Annotated in this window: 16 protein-coding genes; all 16 read left to right on the top strand. The window is 44.8% G+C overall.

The window, feature by feature from the left end; all coding sequences use genetic code 11:
* Positions 1–2: 2 nt before the first annotated feature.
* Positions 3–2,147, top strand: a complete 2,145-nt coding sequence (locus FZ040_RS06840; protein ID WP_149171322.1) for a TIGR03986 family type III CRISPR-associated RAMP protein — start codon at positions 3–5, stop codon at positions 2,145–2,147.
* 23 nt (positions 2,148–2,170) lie between these two features.
* Complete coding sequence (locus FZ040_RS06835; protein ID WP_149171321.1) at positions 2,171–3,943, top strand: TM1812 family CRISPR-associated protein; 1,773 nt, start codon at positions 2,171–2,173, stop codon at positions 3,941–3,943.
* Between the two features lie 768 nt (positions 3,944–4,711).
* Positions 4,712–5,260, top strand: a complete 549-nt coding sequence (locus FZ040_RS06830) for a TM1812 family CRISPR-associated protein (RefSeq protein ID WP_187620269.1) — start codon at positions 4,712–4,714, stop codon at positions 5,258–5,260.
* Positions 5,261–5,289: 29 nt separating this feature from the next.
* Positions 5,290–6,147 (top strand): hypothetical protein, encoded by an 858-nt coding sequence (locus FZ040_RS06825; protein ID WP_149171319.1) that lies wholly within the window; start codon positions 5,290–5,292, stop codon positions 6,145–6,147.
* A gap of 127 nt (positions 6,148–6,274) precedes the next feature.
* Positions 6,275–6,541 (top strand): hypothetical protein, encoded by a 267-nt coding sequence (locus FZ040_RS06820; RefSeq protein WP_149171318.1) that lies wholly within the window; start codon positions 6,275–6,277, stop codon positions 6,539–6,541.
* 65 nt (positions 6,542–6,606) lie between these two features.
* A complete protein-coding gene (gene cas6 / locus FZ040_RS06815) occupies positions 6,607–7,416 on the top strand; it encodes a CRISPR system precrRNA processing endoribonuclease RAMP protein Cas6 (RefSeq protein ID WP_187620268.1) in 810 nt (269 codons plus the stop codon).
* Between the two features lie 99 nt (positions 7,417–7,515).
* On the top strand, positions 7,516–8,340 hold the full coding sequence (locus FZ040_RS06810) for a viperin family antiviral radical SAM protein (protein WP_149171316.1): 825 nt from the start codon (positions 7,516–7,518) through the stop codon (positions 8,338–8,340).
* A 24-nt stretch (positions 8,341–8,364) separates the two neighbouring features.
* Positions 8,365–8,727 (top strand): CRISPR-associated protein, encoded by a 363-nt coding sequence (locus FZ040_RS06805; protein ID WP_149171315.1) that lies wholly within the window; start codon positions 8,365–8,367, stop codon positions 8,725–8,727.
* 468 nt (positions 8,728–9,195) lie between these two features.
* On the top strand, positions 9,196–9,927 hold the full coding sequence (locus FZ040_RS06800) for an FtsZ/tubulin family protein (RefSeq protein ID WP_149171314.1): 732 nt from the start codon (positions 9,196–9,198) through the stop codon (positions 9,925–9,927).
* A 111-nt stretch (positions 9,928–10,038) separates the two neighbouring features.
* The gene (locus FZ040_RS06795) at positions 10,039–10,887 is read left to right on the top strand and encodes a hypothetical protein (protein ID WP_149171313.1); all 849 of its coding nucleotides are present in this window, start codon (positions 10,039–10,041) and stop codon (positions 10,885–10,887) included.
* Between the two features lie 85 nt (positions 10,888–10,972).
* Positions 10,973–11,161 (top strand): hypothetical protein, encoded by a 189-nt coding sequence (locus FZ040_RS06790; RefSeq protein ID WP_149171312.1) that lies wholly within the window; start codon positions 10,973–10,975, stop codon positions 11,159–11,161.
* 55 nt (positions 11,162–11,216) lie between these two features.
* Complete coding sequence (locus FZ040_RS06785) at positions 11,217–11,633, top strand: hypothetical protein (protein ID WP_149171311.1); 417 nt, start codon at positions 11,217–11,219, stop codon at positions 11,631–11,633.
* A 126-nt stretch (positions 11,634–11,759) separates the two neighbouring features.
* The gene (locus tag FZ040_RS06780; protein WP_149171310.1) at positions 11,760–12,065 is read left to right on the top strand and encodes a hypothetical protein; all 306 of its coding nucleotides are present in this window, start codon (positions 11,760–11,762) and stop codon (positions 12,063–12,065) included.
* Positions 12,066–12,708: 643 nt separating this feature from the next.
* Positions 12,709–13,602, top strand: coding sequence for a pyridoxal 5'-phosphate synthase lyase subunit PdxS (gene pdxS, locus FZ040_RS06775; RefSeq protein WP_149171309.1), 894 nt, complete (start codon positions 12,709–12,711; stop codon positions 13,600–13,602).
* A gap of 11 nt (positions 13,603–13,613) precedes the next feature.
* Positions 13,614–14,216 carry a pyridoxal 5'-phosphate synthase glutaminase subunit PdxT gene (gene pdxT / locus FZ040_RS06770; RefSeq protein ID WP_222930950.1) on the top strand — a complete coding sequence of 201 codons (603 nt, stop codon included), beginning with the start codon at positions 13,614–13,616 and terminating at the stop codon, positions 14,214–14,216.
* Between the two features lie 109 nt (positions 14,217–14,325).
* The gene (gene crcB / locus FZ040_RS06765; RefSeq protein ID WP_149171308.1) at positions 14,326–14,715 is read left to right on the top strand and encodes a fluoride efflux transporter CrcB; all 390 of its coding nucleotides are present in this window, start codon (positions 14,326–14,328) and stop codon (positions 14,713–14,715) included.
* The last annotated feature ends 8 nt before the right edge of the window (positions 14,716–14,723 follow it).

Below are 14,723 nucleotides of genomic sequence, written 5' to 3'. Positions count from 1 at the left end.
TTATGGGGCTTAATATAGCGGACATAGATCCGAAGATGTTAGATGAACTTTTGGCTAAAGGATTCATTACCCAGGAACAGATTGATAGTCTTCGCAAAGACAGCATGGGAAAAAACAAGAGTACAGAGAAAGAAAAGAAATCAGCAACAAAAGGAAATTTCCATAACAGGCAAGGATTTGGTCATCCAAATGGGAATTACCGCCAAACATCTTCCAAGCAGCTTCCTTATGGCGAGGCGTTAGATTTGTCTCCGGAGGTGCTTCCCCCAATGATTGCTACCGCACCATATAATTTTATCCCCCTGCCAAAGGCAGTGTTGGTTTCACAATTGCAGATCTATCTGGATAAAAAAGAAGAACTAGCAGCAGAGAAAGAAGATCCGGTATCCGCAGCATTTCGTACCTACATGGCAGAAAAGGCCAACCTCAATGGGCATATTGAACTGGCAATCGAGACAATTACTCCCGTATTTATTGGTGGTGGCGAGAATGACAAATTCTTTGCCCCAGGAGGGAAACCGATCATTCCAGGCAGCTCCTTGCGGGGGATGGTAAAGAACCTGTATAAAATCGTAACCTGTGGCAGTTGGAAGAGCGAGGAAGACCTCAAGAACACACATCTTTACTATCGTTGCCTGATGGCACCAAAGAGTAAAATGCCGTTTTTTGCCAAGCTTCATGAAAAGTATGCAGATTATATGACCTCCATGGAAAATGGACATGTGAAAAAAAATGCCAAGCCTGGTTTTTTGTTCAAGCAAGGTAACAAATGGCACATCTATTCTCTCCTACCTAATAAGCTGCGCTCCATTCCAATTTGGAAGTATATGTATGACTTTAAATTAAATGACAGAGATATCAAACATTCTTCAGTACGCTGGGATGGTCATACAGCCTATGTTCAGATAGGATTGCTTAGTACGGATAAATTAAAGCGCTCTCAAGAAAAATTGGAAAAAGCGACAACAGCAGAAAGGGCTGGCTGGGGAAAACAGTATTACAAATATATGTCAATAGATGATATTGATACGTCAAAAAGGTACCCGATTCCTGACTCGGTAATCGAATCCTATCAAGGAGACAAAAATCGTTGTGGTGTTGACCTAATGAAGGAAGTGCGAAAAAAGAATTTCAAAATTAAAGATAAGAATGGTTTTATTGCTCCTTGTTTTTTCTTTTTAGATGATGCAGGGAATGTGAAGTCTTTTGGACATGGCCAATCTTATCGTATTCCCTATGACAACAGTATTATGGAGGCAGTTCCGCAGCAGGTGCATTATTCGAAAGATAAGATTGACTTTGCTAGTGCAGTATTTGGTATAAGCCGCAAGGATGTATCCTGGGCATCCCGCGTGACCTTTGATGATGCTGTACCGTTGCAAAAGGTTGAAACGCTGAAATCGGCGGAATCGCGTATTTTGATGCAGCCAAATCCCACAGCTTTTCAGCTTTATCTGAAGCAGAACCAGAAAGATCAGCTGGTGCATTGGGATCATCCCGCTGCCGAAGTGCGGGGCTATAAATTTTATTGGCATAACAAGCCTAACCATAACTGGCATGCGACGGCCAAGGAACTGGAACTGAGCCGTGATAATGTGTTCAAAGGCAAAGCACCTCTCGCCAGAAAAATCGAACCTTTAGCACCCGGCACGAAATTTGAAGGCAGTATTCACTTTCATGACCTTACTAAGGAGGAACTAGGCGCCCTAATGCTTATTTTCAAATTAGGCAAGAAGAATGAAGATATTGTTTACAAAATTGGCATGGGCAAGAGTATCGGATTAGGCAGCATTCGCATCAAAGCAACCTTGTTTCTTGAAGATGGAAGTCGTTACAAGACGCTGTTTGATAATGATGGGTGGCATGAATCCCAGCAAGAGGAAGCACCTGACGAGTATATAGCGGCATATGAGGCTTTAGTAAAGGCTGGTACAGGATCGTTGACAGAAAGTTATTATGAAGCTGTAGAAAATCTTCGCCTTATGCTGGACTACAATAACACCAAAATGGCAGGCTGGGATAAGGCAACCGCACAGATGGATGGCGATACGAAAGACCGTTATCGGGAGGATAAGCGTTTTGAAAAGCGCAATATTTTGCCTGAGGCAGCTGGGGTAATCGATAAGGTAAGAAATAGAAAAGCATAAATTGAGAGGAAGATGAAATACATATGGCAGAAAAAAATGTTCTCAATATCATGCTGGCATTTGTAAGCCTTGTGCAGGACAGAAATATCGCCGAGCCTATTCATTATTCCGATGTTGTCGGCCAGCCCTATACCGCTATCCAGACCAATGAAGCTGCTATCATAGCGGTACAGCGGCAGCTGGCTGACAATCCTCTGGCAGGAGTCTTTCTGGTTTGCAGCGAAAAAGTAAAAACTTTTGACGCACCGAAAACAGAGGAATACGGTATTGTAACCCATATCAACTTTCTGAAAAAGCGGTTGATCGAGGCAGACAGCAGGCTTTCCGACAAGATTATCGAGCTCAATTACTATGATGACCTCGACAATATCGAGGAGTCCATGCGGAATGTTACTGAAATTGCTGGCAGTATCATGAACTATGCTCAGGAGCACCCAAACGCTGAAATCCGCCTATATGCCGACATGACTGGTGGTTTCCGCTACAATTCCACGATGATGCTGGCGATTATGCAGCTGCTGCAGTTCAACGGCATTAAGCTGGGAAAAGTGCTATATTCAGATCCGGCGAAAAAAAAGGTATTTGATGCCACATCCTTACTGGGATTATTCAACTTAATCAGTGGTGCAGATGAATTTGTCCGCTTCGGCAGTGTCGAAACATTGCAGGACTATTTCCAAGATGCTCCCAAAACACAGGATTTGGATAACCTGCTACAAGCTATGCAACGCTTCTCCGATGCCATCAAGATGTGCCGAACCAGCATCATCAAAGATGAACTGCGGACACTCCATGTATATTTACAAGCATTCAAGGAAAATCATGGCAGTACGCTTCAGGAAAATCTCTTTGCCAGCATCATTATGACCCTAAAAAATGAATATGGTTCCTTACTGGAAGGGGAGGCAACGGAATTTGACATCATCCGTTGGTGTGAGCGTAAAGGATTCCTGCAGCAGGCTATGACGCTCTGTACCGAATGGCTGCCGGGCTATCTGGTCAAACATAAGATTGCCTATACGGATAACCCGGGAATTATTCTGGCCTGTGAACAGGAAGGCAGGAAAACAGGCCGCAACTGGCAACAATATTTTCTCACAGTATACAGCAAGACAGGCATCGAAGTGGACAACAGCTCAGCTCGGCCAATGAGTTTAGCCGATCTCTTAAAAGCAAGTTTTTTATCCGCCAGCTCCGGCAATAAGAACTTCGGGACATTGAAAGTGGAAAGATATCCGCAGTTGGCAGCTTTTTTCCAAGAATTAAAGAATGCGGATTACGATTTCATCTTATTGAAAAGCAAAAAGATGAAATATCAATCTTTCGAAAATCAATATCCCATGCTGATGAAAGTTTTCCATGCTATATATAATGTTAATTGCCGTAATAGCAATTTTAAACGTTCATTTATGGATTACTTGCTGAATACCACATTGGAGAAAACATTAAATAGTTTGGCTGTCCTTTCACCTCAAGTCCTTTACGAATTGTTTGAAATCCCAGCCAGTGATTATACGGAAGAAAGCAAAGAAACGGAATCCAAGCCGGAAATATTCATGGATATTGACGAGAAATGGCAGAAATACATGAATCGCTACCATGCCTTATACAAGAATGGCCAGCTAAAAAGTTCTTTACGTTATAACGATATGTTGAACTGCCTGAAAGAATATTTCCAGATAAGGGTGGAGCGTAATCAGATCAACCATGCCAATACGGAAGATATAACCTCTGTCACAGAGATCCGGGAAATGATTTCAGGCACCTTGAACCACTGGAAAAGTATTGTTCCCTGATAATGACCACGACATAAACGTTAGTGTATAATATCCATGAATCGCCACGGTCTGAAGCAAAAATTGAAAACCTCCCAGCACCCCCGCAGGCCGCATTCTACCGCTGAGGGTTTCATTTTTTCCCGTGGACACGCTAAACAGGATTTTGTCCCCAAATGGCGTAGGTTTTCCAAAATCGGGTTGGGAGGCCTAGAGCAATGCGGCTCCTAAATGTTACTGTTGTTAGCACCCTTCTGCTGCTTGCAGTATCACACCACGAGTACAACATTTTTGTGGGCTTTTTTTATGCAAAATTTCTGGTTCGGTGCCAAATCTCATTTCGTAAATCTGTTACTTATAGTAAGAGAAAATCAATACGACCCACAATGAAAGGATGCTTGCCTTATGTCGAAGAATAATCCCATCTGTTTAGTCACTATTCTGTCTACAGCCACCAGTGCAGTAGGCGGGGGGGGGATTACTTGTTGTAGCTGCCCCTGTATTTGTAACGACAGTACCATTCCTCATTGCCGGTGCAGTGATTGGCAGCCTGTTTCTTGACGATTAATACTTCACAATGTTGTCCCGCTCACGGAGGGAAGGTGATAATTGTCTCTTATGGCAGGATTTCCCCTGAAATGCAACGAATTTTTATGTAATGACAGCGTCAATCTGTTTCAGCTTTTTGAAAAGGAGCATATTATCATGAGAAAAATATTCTTATCCACTGTAATTCTTAACCCTATTAACACTAAAAATCCATCTAAATATTGCAGCCGTGACCTTGAATTGGCGGATAAACCGTATCTTTTCCCCATTTCCTATCTGGTAGATGCCAACATCTCGGCGGATGATGAAATCGTCATCATCACCGGCATGAACCAAACCGATACACCAAAAGAGAACTACAAGCATCTTGTAGCCGAAGTGCAGCAGATATTGGATGAACACCATGCCAAGGGCGAATTTATTGTCGTGGATGAACTCGATGTCAATGCCGATCGTGATTACCTGGATTCCTTATCATTCAGCACCTTTATGAAAGAAGTAGCTGACTTAATCCAGGACGGCGATCAGATTTATGCCGATATGACCTACGGGCTGAAATCTTATACACTGGCCATGTTTATTGCCATGAACTATGTAGTCAAAGCTTGCCGGAATGTAGAAATCAAACAGATGATTTATGCCCAATTCTATCGTGGCGATAACGATGCTCCATCTACCATTGACATTATTGACATAACGACACTATTCCGTATCAACTCTATCGTCAATCAGGCAACTCCCGGCAAAAAACAAGAAATGGATCAACTTCTTTCCTTTATGATTGGTTAATCGATAAGCAGGAAAGGAGTTGACTGTATATGTCAAAAGTGGACGATCAATATACCACAATAGCAAAAGAGATTGAGGCGCTCGTTCTTCCCTTGTGCAAATATCGTCAGGAGAATCTATCTGTTCCTTTTGAGGAATTTCATAAAAGTCATCTCAGCCGCAGCCAATTAAAATTACGGCTTGATATTATGTCACGTATCGAAGAATACTTGTTTGTTAATACAAAATCTACTTTGAAGCATAAAGTCGATGGTATAGAATTCATAAAAGTCTTTGATGAGTGTTTAAGACAATATAAGTCGCAGGGAAAATTCTTTCTGAATCTTTTTATCAATCGATATTCATTAAGGACGTCCAACCTCAAAGATGAGTATTCCGTTGATGATAATAATACAATATTTAAAAAAGCAACCAGTTATGATGAACCGGCATATGATAAGGACAAAAATCCTGAAAAAAAAGTTTCTATTGTTGAAAAACAGCTATTTAACGACTTCCAAAAAAATAAGCAGACAGCAAGTGTCTTTGATTTGTATGAAGAAGTTACTAAATTCTTGCCCAGTAGCGATTTGCCCTATTTCCAATTATTCATGAGCATGATTGTTCTAGTAGAGGAGTTTGATATCAACGAATCTACTATTGAACAAATTGATTATGACTTTTATCAGCAGCAAAAAGAAATGACGCCCCAATATTTGGAAGAATATGAGATAGCGAAAAGTGCCAGCAAGCAAATGCTTCAGGAAAAGGCTTTCCTGAAGGGGAAGTATCGTGCTGCGATGGCTGAAAAACTAGGCTTAAAGCAAGACACTATGCGGAAAAAAATGAAATACATCCAAATAATCATCACTAGAATTGGCGCTCAGTTGCACTTAGCTAATAAATAAGGGGATTCTGCCCGTTCTTTCAGTTACTACAAAAATAACTTACCAATAATGCCAAAACAATAGGCTATGACAAGCTATATATAGTATAAAGGACCAATCATTATGAACCTTGAAAGGACGGATAAACATGGAAGGAAAAATCATCATTAAAAATATCTCGGATATGATCCATTTTTACTGGACCAGTCTTAAATTCGGGACTATGTATCTATTTTCACAAAAATTCTCCAAAGGCGTATTTGATTTCTTCTGTTGGGGACGAGCCATCACAGAAGTGTTGAGCTTCAAAAACTGGAATCGCAATCCAAAGCTGGACAAGACCATAACAAAGTTTCCCATTTACATGAAATATGCGTTGAAGGAGTATATCGATGCTAATGCCAAAATAGCTTAATGTCATATAATGCGCCGGCCATACAACCGGCGCATTTTTCACAGCATATGAACCAGGAGGAAAAAATGATTGGTGCTATCGTATTTGAATTAAAAGCAGTAAATAGTGACAGCCTGCCGCTGCATCACGGACAACAGTTGCATGGTTTATGCTTCAAGATTATGGAAGATTTCTCGCCAGCCTTAGCCGACCATGTCCATAAAGAAATGTCCATCAAACCTTTTACCTCTGCTATGCTGGAATATCCACAGTCATTGCGGGCGAACAATAATCGTTTGTATATCAAAGAGGGCACCATGTTGCGTTGGCGCGTGACAGCCCTGCAGGATCATGTATTACAGGCATTTCTCAATCTGCAGCCTGGTCATATTATGAATCTGGGAAATTTGCAGCTGGAAATTGTCCGTATAATCATCAATCCCGAAATCTCTGCTTATTCCGGGCTGATTGAACCAACAGACCTGCTGGCAGAGTGTTTTTCCTGTGTACCACCATCTGTCATATCCCTTAAATTTCATTCTGCTACCACCTTCAGAGCTGGTAACGACGATTTTCCCTGGCCTTTGCCTGAATATGTCTTTGGCTCACTAGCAGACAAATGGGTTGCCCTCGATATGCCCGGCGACTTGCCAGCTAAACTGATCCGTGAAGAGGCAAAAGCCATCGTTCCCTTGGAATGGCAGGGGAGAAGCTGCAAGTTGAACTTCGCACCCAAACGCAGCGCCAGGGGATTTGTCGGTCAGTTTACCTATGGTCTGAATCATGTCGATGATGAGTACCAAAGCATCCTGCTGTTGCTGGCCGCCTATGCCGAATTAGCCGGTATTGGCCGCTGGACTGCCCATGGAATGGGACAGGTCCGCATAATCCGGTAATTTTTTTTTCAAAAAGAATCATGATATTGCCAAATTCCCACAGCCAATGCTGTTAATTACAGTAGAAAGATAATCAACTGTTGGAAAGGGGTAAATATCATGACTTACAAAGTGAATCTCCACATCACCCAGAAATGCAACTACGCCTGCAAATACTGCTTCGCCCGTTTCGACCACGATAATGACTTGCCGCTGGATCAGTGGAAACATATCATCGATAATCTTAAGAACAGCGGCATCGTGGATGCCATCAACTTCGCCGGTGGCGAGCCTGTCCTGCACAAAGATTTCCCTGCAATCGTCAACTACGCCTATGAGCAGGGGTTCAAGCTTTCCATTATCACCAACGGTTCCCTGATGCTGAACCCGGCGCTTATGCCGCCTGAACTCTTTGCTAAATTTGAAACTCTGGGGATTTCTGTTGACAGCATCAATCCTGAGACTCTCGTAGCTCTAGGTGCCTGCAACAAATCCCAGGAAGTACTGACCTACGAAAAACTGTCCAAACTTATCGCCCTTGCCCGTTCCATCAATCCTTCCATCCGCATCAAGCTGAATACCGTCATTACAAACCTTAACGCTGACGAAGACCTGACCACCATTGGCAAAGAACTGAGCATTGACCGCTGGAAAATGCTCCGCATGAAACTCTTTATCCACGACAATTTCAATAATGCATCTCTGCTGACCAATCAGGCTGAATTCGACAGTTTCGTAGCTCGCCATGCCGAAGTTTCCCGCGACGTCGTTCCCGAAAATGATATGACTCGTTCTTACATCATGGTGGATAATCAGGGACGGCTGCTCGATGACGAAACGGAAGATTATAAGGTGGTAGGCAACCTGCTTGCTGAAGATTTCCGTACCGTCTTTGCCCGCTACTCCTTCGATGAAGCCACCTACGCCAGCCGTTATGCCAGCTAAAAATCTACACAGGAGGAAATTATCATGGCCGTTTTTATCAACCACACCAACCATCCGGCGGCCAGCTGGTCGCCGGAACAGAAGCAAGCTGCACTCGCTTACGGACCTATCATGGATTTTGCGTTCCCGGAACTGTCTGTTAACTATACCAAAAAGCAAATCGCTGAACTTACCCAAAAATCATTTGCCCAGATTTTAGCAATGCACCCATCTGCTGTACTCTGTCAGGGAGAATTTACCTATACCTATGGGCTGGTAAAATTACTCAAAGAAAAGGGAATCCCAGTCCTGGCGGCATGCAGTGAGCGTATTGCCCACGAAGAGCAGCAGGGAGGCATATCCCGCAAGGTCTCCTATTTTCAATTTGTACAGTTTCGTGAGTATTAGGAAGATGACATCGGATTACGCTTATGCTATACTGTGAGGAATAAATAATCAATATCAGAATACGTATCCCAAAAAACTGAAAACCTCTGCCACACCCCCGCAGACCGCATTCCACCGTTGAGGTTTTCAGTTTTTTCCGTGGACACGCTGAAGCCTTGATTTACAAGGGCTGGAGACGAAAAATGATGCATTTTCAAAACAAAAAATTTCGCGACAAGCAGGATTTTGCCTCAAAATGGCGAAGGTTTTCAAAAACAGGGTTTAGACGCTTAGAGCCATGCGGCTTCCGAGCGTAACTGTCGACAGTACCTTCTTACCGCTTGCGGTATCAAAAAGCAAATATTTTTTACCAACAGGTCAATATGACCTGTATTTTTTTGCCCTTAATGCCAAAATCTGTTATCAGGAGCAGTTATATAGAGTGAGAGAATCATTCATATCATTACTTTGACCGGAGGATTGATAATCATGTTTACATTCGATGAAACCATCCTTGCTGCTTCCTTGAAGATTGCCGGTATCGGCAAAACTCATGCTTTGCTGGAGCAATACCTGAACTGTAGCGGGATTTGTCTGCTAACCGAAGATCCCACTCTGCCTGTCTCTTGGGCAGACACTACGGTTGGCTTTTTAGTCGCCGATGCCACGGAAGAACACGCCTGGGAAAAATTTCAGCAGGGAATCCAATCTGCCAAAGAGCAAAAGGTATTGCTTCTGCCCATGCTCATAACGGCTCAACTGACAGAATCAGCATCTTCCTTCATGCAGATAAATCCACAGTATTTCATAGACGAAGCTGAATTATATGCCTACATTGCAGAAAGCATCAAGTCTATTCAATCCTTTATTTCGGAGCCGGGACTTGTAAATATTGACCTTGAAGACATCCGGTTCCTGTTCACAGAGGAAGGCCGCTTTGCTTTTAGCTACGGCGAGCGTGAATCTCAGATTGACAAATGCGCCGCTGCCAGAATGGCATTGAAACAGCTGCGGATGATGAACCCCCCCATTCCTGCCGCTAAATATATCATCCTGAATATTACAGGCAGCGAAGATAACCTCAGCATGTTTGAAATTCAGGAAATCTGCGAATTCGTAAACGAAGAGCTCGGCACCAATAGCAGCTGTATCATCTGGGGGGCCAACATCGATAACACTCTGGCTGACAGAATTTATGTTTCAATCTGGGTAAAATTCTAAAAAAATTGCTCTTGAAATCCGAGTTTTACAGGACAAACTGCCAAATTTGTTATCCAAGAGCAGTTTATATAAGTAGAAGAATCATTTCGATGTACAAAAGGAGAATTTACCATGAATACGAAAAAAGCATCTCGTATGGCTGGCGGCATTGGCAATGAGGTTTATGAGGCCAGTGTAATCGCCAGGGCTGTTGATCGGGCAGGCCATTGTCCGCAATTGAAAGGTCATGTCCATGAAATCATGTTCTGCGACAAGTACAATCTCGCCAATACCTTCAATGGAAATACCGCCCAACTTACGAAATCCACTACTGCCCCCATGAAAGATATTATCGTCAAAAACAGTAGTGGCCGTATCGCAATGCACGGTCAGTTGAAAGACACCATCAGTAACAACGGCGTACGGAAAACCGCCAATCAGATCATCAAGGGCAAGTACAACAAAACAACAGTATACGGCACAGAAGAGACCACTCGGGAAGTCAACCGTGTTCTCGATGCTGCCGGCAAAACAAATCAGCGCGTCCAATCCACTGGGATATCCAGCAAAACCACCAGTCGGATAGCCAGCAAAGGATTAGGTCAAATGCCTACGCTGGCAACCTTGGGCAATGCTGCCAAAGCCGGTGGTTTTGCTGGAGCTGCCATAAGTGGTGGTATTGAAGCCGCCACCTCCATCTACGACGTAGTTAATGGAGACAAAGAATGGGACGATGCTGTCATTGACGTTGCTGGAGCTACGGCAAAAGGCGGCATTGCTGGTGCTGGTTCTGCCGTAGCTGGAAGTTTGGCTGCCGGGGCTACAGGCACAGCGGTTACCGCTATTGCCTCCACCAGTATAGGCGGTGCTATAGTCGGAACCACAGGAGGAGCACTCTTAATAGGCGCAGCCCCTGTCGTTGCAAGTATTGGTGCTGCATTCCTGGTGGGCAGTGCAATAACCAGCTTCTTCGAAAGTTAAGCGCAAAAATGCCAAAAACTGATTCCAGGAGCGGTTATATAAAGTGAAAGGGATAACTGAACTTTTAGTAAGGGAGGAAAATAATATGCTGAAGAAAGTAATTGGTGGCGGAGTTGGAGCTTCAGTCGGACGTGCCATCGGAGGTATCGGTATTGCCGCTATGGGAGGTGCTGTAGGAATTCCGGCAATAGCTGTTGCAGGGATCTGCACGGTAGCAGGGGTGGCTATTGGCAATGCCGTAGGAAATGCTGTAGAGAGTGCTATGAAAAAGTAATTATTTACGAAGGGAGGGAGATAACCTCTCCCTCATCAAGAAAAGGGGAATTTCTATGATTTGGAATTTTGTAATTGGTGGCTTAGCAGGCTGGGCATTGGCAAACTTCATGAATTCGGACAATGATGAGGCTCAAAAAGGAAAATTAACCCTGGAACAGGCCTTGGAGATGCTGGTAAATGACATCCGCAATGATGCCCAGTGGGCAATGGCTAAATGCACCACCGAAGAGGAACGAGAATTTGTCTATGCGCAGGTAAAAGAATCCGTTCAAAATCTAAAGGCTACTTTACAGAAAAAGGGCGATGAAATCATTGCTGACTTGCAGTCACAATCTGCAAAAGTTCAGTATGATGAAGATGCAGATACTGTAGAAAGCAGAGTTAAGGAATTCAGGCAAAAAATGGACAATCTGGCTGACAGCCTGAACCAGACACTTTCCGATTTAAAACTTGCATCATCTACGGTTTAACCGTATGTATTCTCCCCATACCATATAGTCTAACCAACAACAGAAAACGAATAGAAGAAGGGAGGTATCCATTATGGCTAAGAAAAATCATGTAAACATTGCCGCTGTTACCTTCCAGCAGAATTCTTGTCAGATCTATCGTGCCGTCGACGGAATCCATGCCTGTCAGGATATGGGCGAAATATTGTAGACGTTGCTAAGGGGAACAAAACAGTTGGTGAAGCTGCTGGTGATATTGCCATTGATACCGTTAAAGCTGGTGCAGTTGGATATGGAGCCGGCGCCGTTGGCAGCATGGTTGCCAGCACTGCCACTGGTGCTGCAGTGCTAGAAGCAGCCGCCGCTGCCCCTGCTGTCATCGCAGCTGCTTCTGTTTTAGCCGTAGAGGCAATTATCAGCGGAATTGGCAGTTTGTTATTTGGCGATGATTAAGTCTCTTTTATAATAGTTTTCCCAGGGATCTTGTGCGATACTTTGAAGACGAACCATATGAAGATTTATAACGTCTACTGATAAAAAATGAAAACCTCCTCGGCATCCCCGCAGCCCACATACTACCGTTGAGGTTTTCATTTTTTTTGTGGACACGCTGAAGTCTTGATTAACAAGGGACGGAGACGAAAAATAATGCATTTTCAAAACAAAAAATCACGACCAGCAGGATTTTGCCCCAAAATGGCGAAGGTTTTCAAAAACAAGGGTTAGAGGCTTAGTGCCATACGGCTTTCGAGTGTCACTGTCGACAGACCCTTATTACCGCTTGTGGTATCAAAAAAGTCTAACATTTTTTGTTGGGCTTTTTTATTTTCCGAAGCATCCCCCCTCGTTTATGCCGGTAGATGATTTCTCGGAGTTCATGCATAATCTTTGATAGTAATTTATAGCAGCTAACCAATATTTTAAAGAATTATAAAGTTTATTGTTTTCGGCTAGAGGTCAGTATGGCCAGATTCCAAGTAATTAGTGGAATCTGGCCTTTTGTTATATTTTTATTCTGGTTATTTTTATATAGTCAGTTTAGCGCTATCCTAAGGGTGTTCCGTTCATTTCTGGATAACGCAAAGGAGACTTGGCAATGGCAGAGAAAACAGAAGGTATTGGCAATCGTTATGAACTCAATAAGAATTTGGCCCAGATGTTAAAGGGCGGCGTAATTATGGATGTCACGACGCCGGAGCAGGCAAAGATTGCCGAGGAGGCTGGTGCTTGTGCCGTTATGGCGCTGGAGCGCATCCCGGCTGATATCCGCGCGGCGGGCGGTGTGGCCCGCATGAGTGACCCGGCGATGATTCGTGGCATCCAGGAGGCTGTGAGCATTCCGGTCATGGCCAAGTGCCGCATTGGTCATATCGTTGAGGCCCAGCTGCTGCAGGCCATTGAAATCGATTATATCGATGAAAGCGAGGTGTTGTCGCCGGCCGATGATGTCTATCATATCGACAAGCGGAAGTTTGCCGTGCCGTTTGTCTGCGGGGCGCGTGACCTTGGTGAGGCTCTGCGCCGCATCAGTGAGGGTGCGGCGATGATTCGTACGAAGGGCGAGCCGGGAACTGGCGACGTCGTGCAGGCCGTGCACCACATGCGAAAAATCAATCAGCAGATGGCGGCCATTGCATCGCTGCGCGAGGATGAACTTTTCGAGGCGGCCAAAAAATATCAGGTTCCCTATGATTTGGTGGCTTATGTGCATGAACATAAAAAACTGCCAGTAGTCAATTTTGCCGCTGGTGGTGTGGCAACGCCAGCCGATGCGGCGCTGATGATGCAGCTCGGTGCTGAGGGCGTATTTGTTGGTTCGGGCATCTTCAAGTCGGGCAATCCGGCCAAGCGGGCGTCGGCAATCGTGCAGGCGGTCACGAATTATGAAGATGCCGAGCTCATCGCAAGGTTGTCGGAAAATCTTGGCGAGGCCATGGTCGGCATCAATGCCGATGAAATCCAGCTGCTTATGGCAGAGCGTGGCCGATGAGAGGTGAGACGATGGCAGAGAAAATGACGATTGGCGTACTGGCTTTGCAGGGAGCCTTTGACGAACATGAGGCGATGTTAAAAGAGCTGGCGGCAGATTATCGGGAAATCCGTCAGCGCAAAGATTTGACCGATGACCTCGATGGCATAATCATTCCAGGCGGCGAAAGTACCGTTCAGGGAAAGCTCTTGCATGACTTAGGACTGTTTGAGCCACTGCGGCAGAAAATCATCCAAGGGCTGCCCGTGATGGCGACTTGTGCGGGGCTTATCCTGCTGGCGGAAGAAGTCAGCAATGACAAGCCGCTTTTGGCAACGCTGCCCGTACGGGTACGGCGCAATGCGTATGGGCGTCAGCTGGGAAGTTTTGCCGCGGATGGTGCTGTCGCAGGGATTGGGGATTATCCTCTGCGCTTTATCCGCGCGCCTTATATCGAGGCTTGCCTTGCTACGGAAGTGCAGGTGCTCAATGAAACGGCGGGCCATATCACGGCGGTGCAGTATCACAATCAACTGGCCATGGCCTTTCATCCGGAACTCACGCATGACCTGCGCATTCATGCGTACTTTTTAGAAATAGCTGCAAAAAGAAAAAAGCTTGCGCTGGGCGCATGAGAAGAAAAGCTGGCATCGTGCCAGCTTTTTTCGTGGAAACAGGCAAGAGATGGTATAATTAGGAAAAGACTAGGTATTGCAGGATAATAGAAAGCAGGATAGGAAGAAAATGGCGTATTTCTATGTATTTATTGGCGGCGGCTTGGGCGCGATGTGCCGCTATGGGGTAACGACGATGGCTGGCATGCTGCTCGGCGGCATGTTTCCGTGGGGGACGCTTATCGTCAATCTGGTCGGAAGTTTCTTGATGGGCTTGGTGCTCGGGGCGTTGCTGCCACTGGCAAAGTCGCTACAGCTGCTGCCCGAATCACTGCGCCTGTTAGTGACGGTAGGTTTCCTGGGCGGCTTTACGACGTTTTCGTCGTTTAGCATGGAGACGCTTACGCTCATTCGCGGTGACAGCTTTTTCCTGGCCGCTGTCAATGTCGTAGGCAGTATCGTGCTCGGTTTATCAGCCGCCTATATTGGCTATCAGCTGGCCATGGTATTTCAGCGTTAAGGGAGAGA

This window comes from Pseudoselenomonas ruminis, from assembly GCF_008271295.1.
In the GTDB taxonomy this organism is placed as follows: Bacteria; Bacillota; Negativicutes; order Selenomonadales; family Selenomonadaceae; genus Selenomonas_A; species Selenomonas_A ruminis.
Note: the sequence above shows the minus strand (reverse complement) of the source record. Positions and strands in the feature narration are given on the sequence as shown.